This is a genomic window from Tamlana sedimenti, from assembly GCF_038148895.1.
In the GTDB taxonomy this organism is placed as follows: domain Bacteria; phylum Bacteroidota; class Bacteroidia; order Flavobacteriales; family Flavobacteriaceae; genus Tamlana.
In genome coordinates, this window is sequence record NZ_JBBVGQ010000002.1 from 535,333 (window position 1) to 555,516 (window position 20,184).

General features: G+C 37.8%; 12 protein-coding genes. 7 read left to right on the top strand and 5 right to left on the bottom strand.

Features of this window, described 5'->3' with window-relative positions:
• Window positions 1-5: 5 nt before the first annotated feature.
• Window positions 6-2,774 carry a putative LPS assembly protein LptD gene (locus WJN01_RS08280; protein WP_445196682.1) on the bottom strand — a complete coding sequence of 923 codons (2,769 nt, stop codon included), beginning with the start codon at window positions 2,772-2,774 and terminating at the stop codon, window positions 6-8.
• A gap of 167 nt (window positions 2,775-2,941) precedes the next feature.
• On the opposite strand from WJN01_RS08280, the gene WJN01_RS08285 reads away from it, so the two are divergent.
• The 7 genes from WJN01_RS08285 to bshA all read left to right on the top strand — a co-directional run bounded on the left by WJN01_RS08285 (window position 2,942) and on the right by bshA (window position 11,970).
• Entirely contained in the window at window positions 2,942-4,042 is a 1,101-nt protein-coding gene (locus WJN01_RS08285; RefSeq protein WP_445196683.1) for an N-acetylmuramoyl-L-alanine amidase family protein, read from the top strand.
• 106 nt (window positions 4,043-4,148) lie between these two features.
• Window positions 4,149-5,081 (top strand): MlaD family protein, encoded by a 933-nt coding sequence (locus WJN01_RS08290; RefSeq protein WP_445196684.1) that lies wholly within the window; start codon window positions 4,149-4,151, stop codon window positions 5,079-5,081.
• A gap of 3 nt (window positions 5,082-5,084) precedes the next feature.
• Window positions 5,085-6,398 (top strand): 4Fe-4S dicluster domain-containing protein, encoded by a 1,314-nt coding sequence (locus WJN01_RS08295; protein WP_445196685.1) that lies wholly within the window; start codon window positions 5,085-5,087, stop codon window positions 6,396-6,398.
• 12 nt (window positions 6,399-6,410) lie between these two features.
• Window positions 6,411-7,202, top strand: coding sequence for a (Fe-S)-binding protein (locus WJN01_RS08300; protein WP_445196686.1), 792 nt, complete (start codon window positions 6,411-6,413; stop codon window positions 7,200-7,202).
• Window positions 7,203-7,250: 48 nt separating this feature from the next.
• On the top strand, window positions 7,251-7,736 hold the full coding sequence (locus tag WJN01_RS08305; RefSeq protein ID WP_445196687.1) for an ABC transporter ATPase: 486 nt from the start codon (window positions 7,251-7,253) through the stop codon (window positions 7,734-7,736).
• Between the two features lie 116 nt (window positions 7,737-7,852).
• The gene (locus tag WJN01_RS08310) at window positions 7,853-10,771 is read left to right on the top strand and encodes a serine hydrolase domain-containing protein (protein ID WP_445196688.1); all 2,919 of its coding nucleotides are present in this window, start codon (window positions 7,853-7,855) and stop codon (window positions 10,769-10,771) included.
• Between the two features lie 59 nt (window positions 10,772-10,830).
• Complete coding sequence (bshA, locus tag WJN01_RS08315; protein ID WP_445196689.1) at window positions 10,831-11,970, top strand: N-acetyl-alpha-D-glucosaminyl L-malate synthase BshA; 1,140 nt, start codon at window positions 10,831-10,833, stop codon at window positions 11,968-11,970.
• A 30-nt stretch (window positions 11,971-12,000) separates the two neighbouring features.
• Here the strand turns inward: bshA and WJN01_RS08320 are convergent, their stop codons facing one another.
• The 4 genes from WJN01_RS08320 to WJN01_RS08335 all read right to left on the bottom strand — a co-directional run.
• The gene (locus WJN01_RS08320) at window positions 12,001-13,932 is read right to left on the bottom strand and encodes an OmpA family protein (protein WP_445196690.1); all 1,932 of its coding nucleotides are present in this window, start codon (window positions 13,930-13,932) and stop codon (window positions 12,001-12,003) included.
• A 64-nt stretch (window positions 13,933-13,996) separates the two neighbouring features.
• Window positions 13,997-15,922: an OmpA family protein gene (locus WJN01_RS08325; protein WP_445196691.1), complete on the bottom strand. Its 1,926-nt coding sequence runs from the start codon at window positions 15,920-15,922 to the stop codon at window positions 13,997-13,999.
• A 13-nt stretch (window positions 15,923-15,935) separates the two neighbouring features.
• On the bottom strand, window positions 15,936-16,865 hold the full coding sequence (locus WJN01_RS08330) for a PorP/SprF family type IX secretion system membrane protein (protein ID WP_445196692.1): 930 nt from the start codon (window positions 16,863-16,865) through the stop codon (window positions 15,936-15,938).
• 10 nt (window positions 16,866-16,875) lie between these two features.
• Window positions 16,876-20,184, bottom strand: a 3,309-nt coding sequence (locus WJN01_RS08335) for a T9SS type B sorting domain-containing protein (RefSeq protein WP_445196693.1), incomplete at its 5' end; no start/stop codon positions are given.

The window sequence follows — 20,184 nt, forward strand, 5'->3', positions numbered from 1 at the left end:
TTTGCCTAAAGTCTAATATCTGGTTGTCGACGTTTTTCGTATTTAAGATCTTTAAGCAAGTTGGATTTAATGCCAATAAAGAAATTCCAAGATTTGTAGGCACCAAACGGTGTCCAGCTAAAATTCATACGCCAACTCAACAAATCACGTTCAAAACGGAGCTGGGTTGTCGTAAATCCAAGGTTTTTGAGGTCATAACCTGAAGATGCACCAACCGACCATTTTGTAGACAATTGGATATCTCCAGAAAACATAAGCGAATGTGATGATATTTCATTTTGGCGCCTTTGGTTAGAGTAATTTACGGCATAGGCCAACCTTAAACTCCATGGTATGCTGAAGTTGTAAAATTCACTTGGCGTCTCATCATTTCCACTATTTCTGTCATCCTCATTATATTGCTGATCGGAAAAATCTTCTGATACACCAAACATGTCATCATCACGGCCACCACCTCTCAGATTTTCTTCAATATTTTTGTCTTTGTCTTTTGCACCACCACCTTTACTTGAAAATGACCAACTGGCGTTAATGTTTCCACCGGTTAATCGAAACAAGCTACCTCCATTATCAATATTAAATTTATCTATTTTGTTATTGTTGTTATCTAAGGCATAAGGATCTAGTGTCGCGCTGAAATTGATGCTCAATTTATTTTTGAACAATGAGGTGCCACCATTCATTCGTACGGGGCTCCATTGCAATGAGTCGCCTGCAAAATTATAGGATGTGCTAAAATTGAGGTTGTTAAGAATGATGATCTTTTTGGGTTCGGTTGCTGTACTGTCCTTGTCCCGAACCTTGGCTTCAAGGTTGTTGGAAACGGAGATTCCCATGGAACTTGAAAAATTCTTTCCGGGCGTGCCAAAAACACCTTGTTCAAACCGTGTATATTCTAAGAGTTCTCTTCTTGTAGTACCGTCCGCATCAATAACTTCATCGCCTTCATAGGTGTCGTAATATTGGTCGAAAGCTGGGTTTATATTGTAACTTACAGAGGGCCTAATGATATGACGAATAGCCTTGAATTTCCTATCCTCTCCTTCCTTTTCAAAATTTTTGGTACCGTAAATAGTGGTCCCCAAACTTGTGCTAAAATTGTATGTTCTATAGGAATCAAACCCGTTAACGGTTTCAGTTACCGTTCTATTTTCATCTAAATCATATGATTTATTGATGGTTTTAAAGGTCCAAACCTCATTAAAATTTGTGCTGGCACTCACGCTGAAATATTTGAATATTTTGAAGTTGGTGTTAAGTGGTATGGTGTGTTGAAGTCCTGTTTTAGCATCATCAAACATTTCTTTTTTGAAGAACAATGAATCTGTTGTTGCAATTCTATTTTCCCCTCTTAAATTATACTGAAAGTTTATATTTTGAAAAATGCCTTTTTTAGAGCCTGTACTGGAGGCAAACGGATACATTCTACCTACACTGCCTTGAAGTGTCGGTAATGTCATGTTGATGGACTGTGTTTGGGTGTTTTGCGAGTGTGTGGCCGTTAAACTGAGGTTCACTTGGGGTTCCCCTTGAAATGTTTTTGAATATGAAACGGAGGACGCCAAAGTATTGTTTAATCGGTTTGCAACGTTAACCTGGTTGTTTGATGACTGATAATAGTTGCTACTACCCAAGTTAACGGAGGCAGAAAAGCGGGAACTTGGGTTGGATTTAGAATCTTGACTATGCGACCACCTTAAGTTGTAGATGGTGCTTTTAGCATAATCAGGAAAACCGCGCTCACTTCTAATTAAACTTTCATACCTAAAGCTAACATTTCCATTAAATTTGTAACGTTTTTTATAGGAGCTTTCCCATCGCGTTCCATAACTTCCATTGGTATAATAATCACCTAAAACGGCCAAATCAACATAATCACTTATGGCAAAATAATAACCACCATTTTGTAAAAAATAGCCTCGGTCGTTTTGCTCACCAAAAGAGGGTATAATGACTCCCGAGGTGTGTTTTTCGCTTTGAGGGAAAAATCCAAAAGGCAAGCCCAATGGAGTTGGTACGTCATAAATAAACAAGTTTGCCACCCCGGTTACAATTTTTTTCCCCGGAACAATTTTGGCTTTGTAAAGTTTAATGTAATATTCAGGGTCGTCAATATTTTCCGAAGTTGTGTACTTGGCATTCTTTAAAAAGTACACCGAATCATTTTCCTTTTTCGTAACCGACGCTATTACTGTGCCTTCACCTTGTTCCGTTTTAGAATTGTATATAAGTGCCTTTTTGGTCTTGGTATTAAAAACCAAAGAATCTGGTTCAACAACATCGCTGCCCTCGGTTAAAACGGGTTTTTGGTCGTAGTTGCCAATACTATCTTTGATACCTTTGGCATAAACGATGTTTTTGTTGTAATCTATGGTGATGTCGCCGGCCGTTATGTTCATGTCGCCATAGTCAATTCTGGCTTGATTGTACAAATAAAGCTTTTGTTGTTTTTGGTTGAATCGAGTGTAATCTTCAGCGTGATATACTACCGTATGCTCAAGCAGTTCCTTTTTTTTAGGTTTTATGGAGTCGGTTAGTGTAGAGTCTTGTTCTTTTTCTAGCGGAGTTGGATTAATTAAGCTGTCTACTTTTACTATGGCTCTGTCCCGAACTACAGGCTTGATAGAATCCTGTGGTTTTTTGATGTCTTGGGCGAAGCTTAACATGTTGATAAACACTGTAAAACTTAATGCAAAAAGTATTTTAAAGTTGTTTGTACGCAACGCTTTTAAATGTATTTTTGTAAAAGTATGGCTCGGTTTTTGAAATGCCAAAATTACATATATTTTTCTGGGATTGATTTAATATTCAATTAAAAATTTCAAATTAAAACCCTGCCCAAATGGGTTGGGTAATAAACCGAGTTTGTTGGTCGTTTTAAGCACATAATTAAAGATTCGTTATGGTTTTTAGGCTGATAGAAAAAATTATAATACACCACATGAAAACGCATAGAGTATTACTTTTCGTATCTTTTATATTTGTATTAACACTTTCTTCTTTTATACCTGTTAATCAAAATAAGGGTTCCAAAAAATTTGTTGTGGTTTTGGATGCCGGTCATGGAGGGCATGATCCAGGTAATATTGGAAATGGTTTTAAAGAAAAGGATATTGCATTGAAAATTGTTTTGGAAGTAGGTGAGCAGCTTGAGAAAAATCCCAATATAGAAGTGGTTTATACGCGTAAGAAAGACAAGTTTATCGACTTGTTTGTTCGTGGGCAAATTGCGAACAAGGCTAATGCCGATTTATTTGTCTCTGTACATTGCAATTCCCATCATTCACAAGCCCATGGCACGGAGACTTTTGTGTTGGGTACCCATAGAAACCAAACTAATTTTGAAGTGGCAAAAAAGGAGAACTCAGTTATTTTTCTAGAGGATGATTATGAAAAAAACTACGGTGGTTTTGATCCAAATTCCCCAGAATCTGTTATGAGTATCCTTTTGAGTCAAGAGGAGTATTTAGATCAGAGCATCATGTTGGCTTCGTTGATTCAAAACAAATTCACAAACATATTAAAACGTAACAATAGAGGGGTTAAGCAAGCTGGTTTTATTGTTTTGCATCAAACCGTAATGCCAAGTGTTTTGGTTGAAACAGGTTTTTTAACCTATAAAAGCGAAGGAAGTTATCTCAATTCAAAAAGGGGGCAAACCCAAATGTCAACAGCTATTGCTGATGCAGTTTTGGAATATAAATCCAGTTTGGATGAAAATGTCGGTGATTTTGAGTTGGTTAAAAACACGGAGAATATTCAGGAAGCGGCTTCAGAAGATGTTGTGTTTAAGGTGCAAATTGCTGCCAGCTCAAAATCTCTTGATCCAAAACCTTACAACTTTAAGGGGCTGAATTCTATTTCAAAGTTAAAGGAAGGAAGCCTTTATAAATATTTTTACGGTGTTTCTTCAAGCTATTGTCAGGCACAAGCGTTTGAGGCTGAGGCTAGAAAAAAAGGATATGCTTCAAGTTTTATTGTGGCTTTTAAAAATGGTGAAAAGATAGCCTTGGCCGATGCTTTAAAATCAACTTCAAATTAAAGCCGTTCTTTTTAAATTTATATTAAATTTGTTTTTCGAATATGTATTTTGAAATGAGCCATATATTACATGATTTATGTTCATTTAAAATAACGAACACAACCAGATGAAAATAAACAAAGAAGTAAAAACAGGCGTATTAGTAATATTAGGAATTATACTTTTTATTTTTGGATTCAACTATTTAAAAGGCATAAACTTACTGGAATCCAATAATGTTTATTTTACTGAGTTCGATTATAACGCGCTTACCAAATCTTCACCGGTTACTATTAAAGGTAATAGCGTTGGTAAGGTTCAAGACATTATCTACGATTTTAATACAGGTAAAACACGAGTGGCATTCTCGGTGGATGAAAAGCTTAAATTTTCAAAAAACTCCGTGGTTCGTCTTTATGAAACCGGTTTGATGGGTGGTAATGGATTGGCCATTGTGGTTAGGGAAGATGGCGAATTGGCCAAACCGGGTGATGTTTTAAAATCAGAAGTTGAAGTAGGTCTGGTTACCAGTCTTTCCAAGAATTTTTCAGGGTTAAGTACTGATTTAAATTCAACATTAAAATCGGCAGATTCGCTTATTGTAAGTTTGAATAAAGTAATAAACGACCAGTCTGAAAAAGGTTTAAAACGAACGGTGGAGCAATTAAACGAAACCTTAAAGTCGTTTGAAATTACTTCAAGCAGCGTCAACGGACTCATTGCCAAGAATGAAGAAAATATTACCACAACCTTAAAGAGTTTTAAGAAAACTAGCGAGGATTTATCAACCCTAGCGGCGGATTTAAAAGATGCCGATATCGGAGCTACTATTGAAACTTTGAAAAAGACCTTAGCAAGTTTAAACGGGGTACTGGACAAAGTTGAAAAAGGTGATGGCTCAATCGGAAAACTTCTAAAAGATGAAACGCTTTACAATAATATTGAAGGTGCTACCAAAGAACTGGAAGAGCTGCTTCGGGATATAAAATTGCACCCAAAACGCTACTTTAGGATTTTATCAAAAAAAGAAATACCTTACCAAGAAGAACCTAGCAACTAATCTATGGAATACTTGCCGAATATACTTTTTGCGGTCATACTGCTTATTGGCATAGGCTACTTTGCAAAAAATGTAAAAAAGCTCATCCGTAACATTAAGCTTGGTCATGATGTTAACGTTAGCGATAATAAATCCGAACGTTTGCGCAACATGACACTTATTGCCTTTGGGCAAAGCAAAATGGTGCGTCGCCCAATAGCTGGCTTGCTTCATGTTGTTGTTTATATAGGCTTTATTGTTATAAACTTAGAGGTTTTAGAAATTATCATTGACGGTCTTTTTGGCACACACAGAATAGGCCTTAGTGTATTTCCGCCTTCTGTTTATGGTGTTTTTATTGGAATTTTTGAACTATTGGCAGTCTTGGTTTTTATTGCTGTGATTGTTTTTTGGATTAGAAGAAATGTGATTAAGTTGGCTCGTTTCTGGAAAAGTGAAATGACTAGTTGGCCTAAAAACGATGCTAATTTCATTTTATATTTTGAAATGATTTTGATGCTGTTTTTTTTGGTTATGAATGCCACCGACGTCCATTTTCAAAGCTTAAATTCAGGAAATGTTGTTAGTCAGCATATAGCAGGATGGTTTGAAGGAACGTCAGAATCCGCTTTGCATACTATAGAACGTGCTGCTTGGTGGTTACATATCGTTGGAATTTTCATTTTCTTGAATTATCTATATTTTTCAAAGCACCTGCACATTTTGTTGGCATTTCCGAATACCTATTTTGGGAAATTGACCCCAAAAGGTCAATTCAATAATTTGGAAGCCGTAACAAAGGAGGTTAAAATGATGATGGATCCAAACCTTGATCCATTTGCTGCACCAGCAGACGGTTCGGAAACCGACGTTCCAGCAAAATTTGGCGCAAGCGATGTTCAGGACTTAAGTTGGGTTCAGTTACTCAATGCTTACACGTGCACCGAATGCGGACGTTGTACCAGCGAGTGCCCAGCAAATCAAACAGGAAAAAAACTGTCGCCCAGAAAAATTATGATGGATACTCGTGATCGTTTGGAGGAAGTGGGTAAAAACATTGATGCAAATAATGGCGAATTCAAAGATGACGGTAAGCAGTTGTTGGACGATTACATTACCCGTGAAGAATTATGGGCCTGTACGTCTTGTAATGCCTGCGTTGAGGCTTGTCCTGTAAGTATTGATCCACTTTCAATCATTATGGATATGCGCCGTTATTTGGTTATGGAACAATCTGCTGCGCCTATGGAATTGAACAACATGATGACCAATATTGAAAACAACGGTGCGCCTTGGCCTTATAACCAAATGGATCGATTGAATTGGAAGAATGAATAAAATTAATGTAATATGAGCGAAACAATCAAAGTACCAACCATGGCAGAATTCATGGAACAAGGTAAGCAACCCGAGGTTTTGTTTTGGGTAGGCTGTGCAGGTAGTTTTGATGATAGAGCCAAAAAAATAACCAAGGCCTTTGTTAAATTGTTGAACAAGGCAAATGTGGAATTCGCGGTTTTGGGCACTGAAGAAAGTTGCACTGGTGACCCCGCAAAACGTGCCGGTAATGAGTTTTTGTTTCAAATGCAAGCAGTAACCAATATTGAGGTACTTAACACTTATGAAGTAAAAAAGATAGTAACTGCTTGCCCACATTGTTTTAACACTATTAAAAACGAGTATCCAGGATTGGGTGGAAATTATGAGGTAATGCACCACACCCAATTTTTAAAAACTTTATTGGATGATGGCAGATTGACCGTAGAAAGCGGGAAATTTAAAGGTAAGCGTATTACATTTCACGATCCTTGTTATTTAGGGCGAGCCAATAATGTTTACGAAGCTCCACGTGATTTAATTGAAAAACTAGAGGCCGAATTGGTAGAGATGAAAAACTGTCGACGTACTGGTTTGTGTTGTGGAGCAGGAGGGGCGCAAATGTTTAAAGAGCCTGAAAAAGGCGATAAGGATATAAACGTAGAGCGTACTGAACAAGCTTTGGATACAAAACCAGAAATAATTGCAGCAGGTTGTCCGTTTTGTAATACCATGATGACCGATGGCGTTAAAGCCAAGGAAAAGGAAGGAGATGTTTCTGTTATGGATGTCGCAGAGTTAATTGCTAATGCCCAAGATCTATAATCCCTATAAAAATTTAAAATCGTTATCCGTAATTTATAAATCAGTTTAATGCTAGTAGATTTTAATACATTGCCAGAAGAATCGCGTGTTTGGATATACCAAGCCAATCGCTCTTTTGCCGAAGAAGAGATTGGTGAAATTCAGTCGAAGCTGGATGTGTTTATAGAAAATTGGACAGCACATGGGAGTGGTTTAGAATCTGGTTACTTAATTAAATATAAGCGATTTATAGTTATAGGTTTAAATCAAAACTTAAATAAAGCGACAGGTTGTTCTATAGATTCCTCGGTGCATTTTATTCAACAATTGGAAAAAGATTACAATGTAGATTTAATGGATAAAATGAATGTCTCTTACAAACAAGGTGAGTTTATTGCATATAAGCCACTTACTGACTTCAAAAAAATGGCCAAGGAAAAGGCGGTGTCCAAAAATACTATTGTTTTCAATAATTTAGTGACCAATATTGCCGAGTTCAATGAAAATTGGGAAGTACCCGCAAGTGATAGTTGGCACAGCCGTTTTTTAAAGTAGTTACGGTTGATAGTTTCTTTATAAATCTATCTTAAAGTCTTTTTATCTTCCTTTTAAAAGTATTATTTTGGCACGATTATTAGTGATACTGATAATGTCCCCTTAATCAATATTTTATGCGTCAAATCTCGTTTATATTTCTCTCTCTTTTTTTAGTATCCATAACTTACGGGCAAAGTGCAGAAAACCCATTATTGACTTCAGATAGTGTAGCGCAAAAAAAGTGGGTTGATAGTGTTTACTCTTCCCTTTCACTTAAAGAGAAAGTAGGCCAATTGTATATGTTACAAGTCATGTCCAATCAAGATGAGGAAACGAAGAATAAGGTCATAAATCTTATAAAGGAAGATCATATTGGCGGCATTATTTATTCCAATGGTGGGCCATATAGGCAAGCAAAATTAAATAATGAATTGCAGGCAAGTTCAAAAACACCCTTGCTCATTGGCATGGATGCCGAATGGGGTTTGAGCATGCGTTTAGATTCTACCTATGCTTTTCCTTGGAATATGACTTTGGGAGCCATAAAAGATAACAAACTTGTCGAACAAGCTGGCCGACAGATAGGGGAGCATTGCAAGCGTTTAGGTGTGCATTTTAATTTTGCTCCTGTTGTGGATATAAATACCAATCCTCAAAACCCAATTATTGGCAACCGTTCTTTTGGCGAAGATAGAGATAATGTTACCGAAAAGGCATTGGCTTTCATGAAAGGGATGCAAAGAGGCGGAGTTTTGGCCAATGCCAAGCATTTTCCAGGTCATGGCGATACCGACCAAGATTCACATAAAACCCTTCCAACCATCAGTTTCAATGAAAAACGCATAGATTCCATAGAATTATATCCCTATAAAACGTTAATCAAGGAAGGGCTTTCAAGCGTTATGGTTGCCCACTTAAATGTGCCAAGTTTAGAATCTCGGGAGGGGTATCCGTCATCACTGTCAAAACATATTGTAACAGATATTTTAAAAGAAAGATTAGGGTTTCAAGGACTCGTTTTTACCGATGCATTGACCATGAAAGGTGCGGCCGATTTCAGTGAAACGGGAGATATTGATTTAGCTGCTTTTGCGGCAGGAAATGATGTTATGCTTATGTCTGAAGACGTTGGGGTTGGCATTTCAAAAATAGTGGAAGCCATTAACAGCGGAGGCATTTCCGAAGCACGTTTGGCGCACTCGGTTAAAAAAATATTGATGGCAAAATATAAAGTGGGGTTGAATAAGTACAAACCTGTTGGACTTTATAATTTGTCTAAAGATTTAAATAGGATTAAAGACGACGTTCTTTATGAAGAGCTTCTTGAAAACGCCATAACGGTTGTAAAGAATGAGCGGGATTTAATTCCTTTGAGAAGATTGGAAACCAAATCGATAGCCTATGTTAAGCTTGGCGATGACGATGGTTCTCTATTTTATGATGAGCTTAAAAAATACGGAAAGATTCATTTAATCGAGGCAGATAACCTTTTCAGTTTAATAGGAAAATTAAAATCTTATAACACGGTTATAATTGGGTTTCATCGTTCTAATGAAAATCCTTGGAAGGGTTATGAATTTTCCAATCAGGATGTAGCTTGGATTGAAGAAATTGCAAAAACCAACACGGTCATTTTAGATGCTTTTGTAAAACCCTATGCACTTTCAGATTTAAAGAGTGTTGATAACATTGCTAGCATTATTGTTAGCTATCAAAACAGTGTGATAGCCCAAAAAAAATCTGCTCAGCTCATTTTTGGAGCAATTGAAGCCAAAGGAGAATTGCCCGTTTCCATAGAACCTTATTTTGAGGTTGGAAAGGGTATTAGGCTCAATGCCATTGAAAGACTTGGTTATACATTGCCTGAGCGTGTGGGTATGAGTTCCGAAAAGTTAAAACGTGTAGATTCTGTGGCTCAAATTGCGGTAGATTCAATGATGACCCCCGGAATTCAATTATTGGTTGCTAGAAAGGGGAAGGTAATTTACAATAAGAATTTTGGAAAACACACGTACAAAGGAAAAGAGGAAGTGATTTTCGATGATATATATGATGTAGCTTCACTTACGAAAATTTTGGCCACATTACCTTTGCTTATGGAACTTGAAGAACAAGGCATTGTTTCCCTTGATACGAAACTTTCGGAGATTTTGCCTGAATATATCGGGTCTAACAAGGAAGACATCACATTAAAAAGCATGTTGTCCCATTATGCTCGGTTACGGCCATGGGAACCTTTTTATTACCATACTTTAGATTCAGTTACCAAACACCCAAGTCCAAAATACTACAGAACTGAGAGAAGTGATGAGTTCAATATTGAAGTGGCCAAAAACCTGTATTTAAGAACGGATTATCAAGATTCTATCCCAAAGATTATAAAAGATTCAGAACTGTTGGAAACTTTGCGCTACAGGTACAGCGATTTTCCATATTACATTCTGAAGAAATTTATTGAGCATCATTACGACAGAACATTGGAGCAATTAGCCCAAAGTCATTTTTATGAGCCTTTGGGTGCAAATTATACCATGTATAATCCATATCATAAAATAAGTGACAAAAGAATTGTGCCGACAGAAGTTGATGATTATTATCGGTATCAAGAAGTTCATGGCTATGTTCATGACATGGGTGCTGCCATGCAAAATGGAATTGGAGGGCACGCGGGAGTTTTCAGTAATGCCAATGATGTGGCAAAAATTATGCAGATGTATTTGCAAAGGGGTTTTTACGGCGGAAAGCGTTATTTGAAGCCCGAAACCATCGACAAGTTTAACCAATGTTACTATTGCAGTAAGAACAATAGGAGAGGAGTGGGTTTTGATAAACCCCAATTGGGTGATGAAGGTCCAACATGCGGCTGTATTTCCATGACTAGTTTTGGGCATTCAGGATTTACTGGAACCTATGCGTGGGCAGATCCAGATGAAGAAATTGTTTACGTATTTTTGGCCAACAGAACCTATCCGAAAGCTGGAAAAAACTTGTTGCTTCGAAAAAATATTAGAACAGAAATACAGCGCTTGATTTATGAAGCGATAATTGATTAACTTGATTGCGATTTTGGAATTATAACTTTGCAATGAAATAATCAGAAAAATTGAAATTTATGAAAATAGGAATTGTTTGTTACCCAACATTTGGAGGTAGTGGCGTAGTGGCTACAGAACTAGGTTTAGAGCTATCTAAACGTGGACACGAAATACATTTTATTACCTACAATCAGCCCGTAAGATTGGAGCTTTTAAGTAATAATGTGCACTATCATGAGGTAACTGTTCCAGAATATCCGTTGTTTCACTACCAGCCATATGAATTGGCATTGTCGAGCAAATTGGTGGATATGGTTAAACTTCATAAAATAGAAATTGTTCATGTACATTATGCGATTCCACATGCGTATGCGGCTTATATGGCTAAGAAAATGCTTAATGAAGAAGGCATTTATTTGCCCATTGTAACAACTTTGCATGGCACAGATATAACCCTTGTAGGCAACCATCCTTTTTACAAACCAGCGGTGACGTTCAGCATTAATAAATCCGATGCGGTTACGGCAGTCTCAAAAAGTTTAAAAGAGGACACGCTTAGGTTATTTGATGTAAAAAATGAGATTCATGTCGTCCCTAATTTTATTGATTTGGAAAAATACAATCATGAAAGCTATACAGATTGCCAAAGAGCCATAATGGCAAAAGATGATGAAAAAATTATTGCGCACATCAGTAATTTAAGACCAGTAAAACGGGTTCAAGACGTTATTAGTGTCTTTTACAATATCCAAAAGGAAATGCCAGCCAAACTCATGTTTATTGGTGAAGGCCCCGAAAAAGAACGTGTAGAAATGCGTTGCCAAGAACTTGGAATTTTAGACCAAGTGGTGTTCTTCGGTAAAAGTAACGAGATAGATAAAATACTTCGCTTCAGTGATTTGTTTTTGTTGCCATCGGAAACTGAAAGTTTTGGTTTAGCTGCCTTAGAAGCCATGGCATCAGGTGTTCCTGTTATTTCGAGCAACACTGGTGGTATTCCTGAGGTGAATGTTCAAGGTGTTTCCGGGTTTTTAAGCAATGTTGGTGATGTTGCTGACATGACCAAGAATGCATTATATATTTTAAGTGATAAAAATAGATTAAACCAATTCAAAGCTAACGCTAGGAAAGAAGCTTTGAAATTTGATTTACACAAAATTGTACCACAATACGAAGCTATTTATGAAGACACTTTAGCCAAGTGTCTTGTGCTATAGTTGGTTAAGGTGTTATGCTTCCTTTCTGTATTATTTTACCTTAACAACTATAAAATTTGTTCTTCTGTTTAGGGCATGGTCGGCCTCAGAGCAACGAATCGTGCCATCACATCCATTTACCAAGTTTTGTTCGCCAAAACCTTTTTGCGCGACAATTCTATCTGGATTAATTCCTTTTGAAATAAGGTAATTGTAAGTCGATTTAGCTCGTTTTTCAGACAATATTAGATTATAGGAAGCCGGACCTCTGGAATCAGAATGCGATTGTATTTCAATCGTCATACTTGGGTAAGTGTTTTGCATCAGGTCCACAATTCTAACCAGTTCTGAAGTTTCTTGATTGCGAATAGCCGCACTATCAAAATTGAAATATATTGGCCCAAGATCGGTAATGACTACCTCTTCTTCGATAGGAGCAATGGGTTCTAACGAGAAATCAACGCTAATGCTAGAAACAGTTGCGTCAATGCCTTTTGAGGTTACAGGTGTATTTGTGTTTAAAAAGCCATCTTTTTTAACCTGAACACTGTAATCCGTATCCCTGTCTATATTCATCTCATACCTTCCGTTTTCATCGGCTTCAAACGAAGCTACTTCATTTCCATCGACGTCTATTAAAGTTACAATGGCATTTGGCACCGGAATATTCTTTATGGCGTCATAAATTGTTCCTTCAAGTTTTATTCGTGAAATTCTGCTGAAGCCATAAATATCATCACTACCTAAGCCACCTGCTCGGTTTGAAGCAAAATATCCATTTAAGCCATCATCATTCATAAAGAATGAGAAATCATCTTTACTTGAATTTATGGGCACACCAAGATTTACAACATTAATCATATTATTGCTTTCATCTCGAACTGCTGCAAAAACGTCCAACAAACCTAAACCTTGATGGCCGTCTGAAGAAAAGAAAAGGGTTCCTTCGTTATTTATAAACGGGAAACGCTCATTTTTTCTGGTGTTTATGGGCATTCCAAGATTTTGTGGTTTTCCGTAGGAACCATCTTCATTAATTTCAACATAATAAAGGTCAGTTCCACCAATTCCGCCTGGCATATTGGAGGCAAAATATAATTTGCCGCTGTCTTCATTTAAAGCTGGATGACCATTTGAATAGGTATTGCTGTTAAATGGCAGCTCTTCAATATTGGTCCATTCATTATCAATTAATGAAGCCTTATAAATTTTTAGGTTTGAAACGCCAGAGTCATCTCTACTCAATGTATTTTTAATGAAGTTTGTTCTCGAAAAATACATGGTTTTGCCATCATTACTTATGGTTATAGGACCATCATGGTAAACAGAATTTACTTGACCCTCTAGCTTAAAACTATAATCGGCGTTAACAGTATCTAAAGCCTTTTCATCTGAAACGTAAACATCCAGAAAAGGCTCTTTGTCCCAACCGTATAGACGTTTAATGGCGACACCCTCATCTCTTGAGGAAACGAAATATAATTTCCCATCTTTTTCGTAGGCCCCAAAATCACTAAACTTAGAATTGAATTTAATATCCTTAAGGAAATACTGATGCCTTGCATTAAAAATTGAATTTAGAAACTCACCATCTTTGCTAAATTTGGTTTCTTCAATTTTGCCACCAGCGTTGTAGAATTTTTCTAGCCAAACTCTGGATTCTTTATAGTTTTTGACTCCTCTTAATGCCTGTGCATAATTATAGTAATATTCAATAGGCACGTTTTCTTGCTGAACTACTTTTTCATAGTATACCACAGCACTTTCTGGTTTCCGCATATAGGCATAACAATCTGCCAGCCTTCGTGTAGCATAATCTGCATAGTTTCCTTTTGCAATAAGTTCTTTATATGCTTCTGCCGCATCTACAAAGGCATATTTATTGAAAAGGTTATCGGCCTTTTTTAAAGTACCATCTTGTGCATGGCCAATAAAGGCAATGATTGATAAGAGGCAGGCTAGTATGTGGTTTTTTAATTTCATGGGGTCTTTATTAATTAAAAAATCTTGTTTAGACACTGTGTCTTTAAAGAGGGCAATGATTAACTTATTCCATTTGAACCACTATAAATTGTGTACGTCTATTAAGTTGATGTTGTTCTTCTTCACAATTTACACCGTCTTCACAGCCGTTTGTCAATCTTCGTTCACCAAAACCTTGATGTTCGGTAATTCTGGCTGGATCAATGCCTTTTGATATTAAATAGTCGTAAGTGGCATTGGCTCTATCGATGGATAATTTATCATTATATGAAAGATTACCTCTGGAGTCTGTATGTGATTCAATACGAATGACCATTTCTGGGTAATCATTTTGCATCAAATTCACGATTTTATTCAACTCTACTTTGGCATCTTCCCTAATGTTGAATTTATTGAAATCGAAATAAATGGTGTTCAAATCCAATTTAGCCAACTTAACCACATTTTGAACCGGATTTAAAAGTAAATTGGCATTAATGGTAATAAGCTCTGTTTGAATATTTTTGGACGTAAAATTGCGGTAATCGTCAATATATTTCTCCTGACTTGCCACAATTTTATAGTCTCTATTTCTATCTATGTTAATTTGATAATACCCGTTTTCGTCCGTTAGCATATAGGCTACTTCTTCACCATTTTCATCATAAAGCGTAATTTTTGCATCTTGAACAGGGTTGGAGTTAATGGCATCGGTCACTACGCCTTCAACATGTAAAACAGGTTCTCTATGAAAGGCATAAATATCGTCACTGCCACGACCACCTCTTCTGTTGGAAGCAAAATAACCGGTAATGCCATCTGCATTCATGGTGAAGGCAAAATCATCGTTATTGGAGTTGACGGGAATCCCCAAATTGATGACATCGGCAATAGAACCATTATCCTCATCTTTTATGGTTGCAAAAATGTCAAGCATTCCTAACCCTGTATGTCCGTCTGATGAAAAGAACAAAACCCCTTCATTATTGATAAAAGGAAAACCTTCAGCACCAGCTGTATTAACGATATCTCCAACATTCTGTAAATTTCTTAACGTTCCATCTGGATAAATATCCACAACCCAAATATCAGATCCTCCTTTTGTGCCAGGTCTGTCCGAAGAAAAATACAACTTTGTGTCATCAATATTTAAAGCCGCATGTTGTGTTGAAAAATTATCTCCATTAATGGGTAAATCTTCAATACTTGTCCAAATACTATCAACTAAAGTTGCCCTATATATTTTCATATTGGTCAACCCTTTATTGTCCTTAATTTCAATATCCTCGTTAAAATTGTTTCGGGAGAAATACATGGTTTTACCATCTTTGGTAATAGTTACCGGGCCATCATGATAAATGGAGTTAACATCACCCTTTAATTTTGCAGTATGGTCAACATTTCTTCGGCTATTGGCATCTGTTACGTAAACATCCAAAAAGGGTTGTTCGTTCCAACCATAAAGCCGCTTAATGGCAACACCTTCGTCTCGGGCAGAGGCAAAGTACACTTTACCGTCATGCTCAAAAGCACCAAAATCGCTATATTTTGAATTGAACCTTACACGGTCAAGGAAATACTGTTGTTTGGCACCAAAAACACTTGTGATGAAGTTAATGTCTTTTGAAAAATCATCAGCATTTACAACACCTCCAGAGTCTTTAAATCGTTGAAGCCATATTTGGGATTCATCGTATTTTTTCATGCCACGCAACGACTGTGCATATTTATAGTAATAATCAACAGGCACATTTTTTTGCTTCACAACACTTTTATAATATCTCGATGCATTTATAGGATCTCTTAAAAGTGCATAGCAATCTGCCAGCTGCCGTGTAGCATAATCTCTGTTGTAATTGTTTTGAACGAGTTCTTTGTAGACCTCTGCGGCCTTGACAAATGAAAATTTATTGAATAATGTATCAGCCCTTTTTTGTTTTCCTTGTTGAGGGAACACAGAAAAACTCAGCATTAATGTAATACAAACTAATATGTAATTTTTGGTATTCATAGAAAAATTAGTATTAGAAATATCTTGGGGACTTTAATTTAGAACTTATGAACTTAAATTCATAAATAAGTAAAATCTCGTGGGTGCCTGTGGTATAATCCGCTATATCTGAAATAGGTTTTTCATATGCATAACCAACACGCAATTGTCTTGAAACTTGAAAATCAGCAATACCACCAATAGCTGCGGTTTGTTCGTTTATTCTGTATGAACCGCCTAACCAAAACTTTTCATTAAATAAGAAATTTGCAGTTAGGTCGTAGGATACAGGGGCACCATTTGTTGCTTTTATTAATCCAGCAGGTTTAAATTTGATCGTTTTGCTTAAATCAATAACACCGCCTACTGTAAAATAGTAACTAATACGCTCTAAAGCTTCAAAATCATTGTTTTTGTTAGTAAAATCATTGTTCAATATTCTTGGGGCAGACAAACCAGCATAAACGCGATTGGTACTCCAATAAATACCAGCTCCAACATTTGGCGTCCACCTATCCTCAGTTCCATAAATTAATGGATCTGATTGATTGGCTTGATCCAAACGAAAATCGGTATCAAAACTAAATTGGGTGAATCCACCTTTTAAACCAAATGCGAGTTTTCCTGTATCTCCTGTTGGAATACTATATGAAAAATCAGCGTATAGGTATGAAAAGTTTTGAGGGCCCAAATCATCTTCAATAAAAGACAATCCTAATCCAACCCTATCGTTACGCAGTGGCGTGTGAATGGAAAGGGTTTGAGTTATTGGTCCACCTTTAAAACCAACCCATTGACTTCTATGCAGTGCAACAATGCTCAATGCTTCTCGGCTACCTGCATAAGCAGGGTTGATTGAAATTGTATTGTACATGTACTGGGTGAATTGCGGTAACTGTTGCGCAACTCCAACCGTACAGCTAAACAATGCAATAGCGATTATATTACTTTTTATAAATTTCATAGGTTAAAGTTTATTTGGTTCCTAGGTATATGGGGCCTGTTAAAGGACTCAATCCACTATCTCGTAAATTAATAATATAATAATATGTTCCGTTCGGTAATTTACCTGCGCTTCCTACGGATGATTTAGGGGATGTTCCATCCCAGTCACCTTTAGACCCAGAAGTTTTGATACTGCCTAAAGTATAGTTATCAGATTCGTACACTAATGCACCCCATCTGTTAAATATCTTTATTTCGGCTGTAAATCCACAAAGGTCAATTCCTGCAATGTCAAAAGTATCATTATATCCGTCTCCATTTGGTGTAATGGCTTTCGAAATTATAATATCACTTTCACCACAAGGCAATACCTTACATTTAGCATCAACAACCATAGTTACATCTGTGATGTTGATACATCCATTTTCAAAACCTCTATATCTTAACACATAGGTAATTCCTTCCGTATTCGGGTTAAATTCCTCTGTATATGCAGATTCAAGATCTGTTGGGTCAAAAATATCACCAGTAATGGTTGCAAGTGGATTACCCTCAATAATTTCCCAACTTCCGGTAGAAGCATCATCAGAAAGGAAGTTTCTCAAGTTCACAAGGCCATCATCAAAACATCTGTCATTTTCATTAATTTGATAATAATTCTCATCCAATGTTACATTTACCGTTTGGGTATATGCTGCCTCGTTGTTACAAGCATCACGCACCGTCCAAGTTCTTATGATTTGATAATCTTCAAACACATCTACCTCATAAGTATTCGTTTCTTCAAACTCAACAATAACATTTGACGAGCAATTATCAGTGAATTCCAATTCTGGAGCATCTTCTAAATCAAGACAACTTACGTTAATCACTTGGTCATAGTTTGTAACAGGAACAGGAGCTGTTGTGTCTTCAACAGTTATTATTTGGGTGTGGGTTGTGTTTAAACCACATTCATCAGTTGCTGTCCAAGTACGGGCAATGAAATAACTATTTGGGCAGCTTCCATCAGTTCTATTGTCACTTACAGTAACATCGGCGGTGCCACAATTATCGGTGGCTGTTAACGTAATTACATCAGGTATAGCATCACATTCCACTGTTATATCTACTGGCAATGATTCCACAAAAACAGGAGGTGTTGTATCCTGAACGGTTATAATCTGCGTGAAGGTTGTTGTTAATCCACATTCATCTGTTGCAGTCCAAGTACGCGCCAAAGTATAGTTGTTCGGGCAATCTCCATTAGTTCTGGTATCACTTACTGAAACCGTTGCAGACCCACAGCTATCTGTAGCCGTTAGTGTTTCTGGTACTGGAATAGCGTCGCATTCTACAACCAATCTTGCAATAGGCAAATCCTCAACAAAAACAGGGGGTGTAGTGTCTTGAACCGTTATGGTTTGAACATGGGTATTTGTAAGACCACATTCATCTGTAGCGGTATAGGTTCTAGTAACCACGTAATTTCCAGGACAATTGCCATTAGTTCTAACATCTTCTACAGTTACTACTGCTGAGCCACAGTTATCTGTAGCTGTTAAGACTACTGCATCTGGAATTGTTGTACATTCAACTACCACATCAGCAGGCAGATTTGTTTGGTCAAATACAGGAGCTGTTGTATCAGAAGTTGAAATGGTTTGGTCTGCCGATGCCACATTTCCACAGGCGTCTGTTGCAGTCCAAGTTCTGGTTATTGTATTGTCTCCAGGACATGCGCCATTGGTAATAACGTCTACAAATGTTATAACAGGATTGGCATCACAATTATCTGTAGCTGTAGCTTCGCCAAAAGCAATAGGTGTTAAGTCATCACTACATTCAGCAGTAACATTTGCTGGTAAATCTAATACAGGTGGTGTAGTATCTTGAACATTTATAGTTTGAACATGCACTGTTGTAACTCCACAAATATTAGTTGCACTCCAAGTTCTTTCTAAAATATAAGTACTTAAGCAATCACCATCTGTTCTGGTTTCATTATAACTTACACTTATGTTTCCACAAGAATTGGATGCTGTTAATGCAGCTGCATCTGGTATGGCATCACATTCAACAGTTATGTCCGCTGGCAAAGTGTTTTGGTCAAAAACTGCAGCATCAGGTTGTGTGAAGGTATAAGTTGCACTTACATTAATTGTATCACATAAATCTGTAACTGTCCATGTAACAGTAATTGAACCTCCAGTACAAAAATCAATCGTTTGGTTCGTGAAGTCGTTACTTACCACTGGATTACAACCATCAGCAAAACTAGAACTAATGTTTGTAGTTTGGGCATTTACCCAAGCTGAGATATCAGCGTCCAAATTCTGCTGTGCTGAAACTAAATCATCGGTTCCAAACTCACATGCTTCTGATGTATCATTCACAGGGTTTGTGAATGTTGTTGTAACAGGCGCTGTCAGGTTGAAGTCCGCCGATAGGTTTATGGTCTCACAAAGGTCGGTTATGGTCCATGTCACCGTTGCCGTACCACCTGTACAAAGCTCGGGGATGGAAACCGATGCACTGTCGTTAGACAGGACAGGGGAACATCCACCGGTCTGCCCAATGGCGGTCGATTGGGCCGCTACCCAGTTGTTGAACGCGGTGTCCACTTCCGCTTGGTCTGCAAAGTCGCATGACTGTGCGTCCAGGTTTGTAGGAGCTATGTATGCAATCGGGTCAGAAGGCGTAACGGTATATGTCGCTGTCGTGTTTATGGTCTCGCAGATGTCGTCAATGGTCCATGTAACGGTTATGTTTCCACCGGCACACAGGTCAATGGACTGTCCCACAAAATCATGGGCCACGTCAGGGGAGCCACCTGTAAGACTGTTTGTGATAACGTCCGTTTGTGCGGCAACCCAAGCAGCAATGTCAGCATCCAGGGCGTTTTGGCCTGCAATCGGGTCGTTTACGCTGAAATCACAGGAGTTCACGACCTTTCCCGTTGGGTTTGTAAAGCTTATGCCGTCAGGCTGTGTAAAGGTATAGGTGGCCGTAGGATTTGTGGTCTCGCACAGGTCCTGAACGGTCCATGTTATCGTTAGGCTTGCAGTGGTACAGAATGAAATGGACTGTCCCACAAAATCATTGGTTATTTTTGGGCTACATCCACCTGCGATGCTATTTGTAATGGCATCCGTTTGGGCAGCAACCCAAGCAGCAATATCGGCATCTAGGTTGGCCTGTGCCACATTGGCATCAGGGTCGTCAAATTCTGCAGCTGTCGAGGCATCATTCACGGGTGCATCATAGGTCACTGCCGTAGGAGCGGTCAGGTTAAAGTCCGCCGACACGTTTATGGTCTCGCAAAGGTCGGTTATGGTCCAGGTCACGGTCGCCGTTCC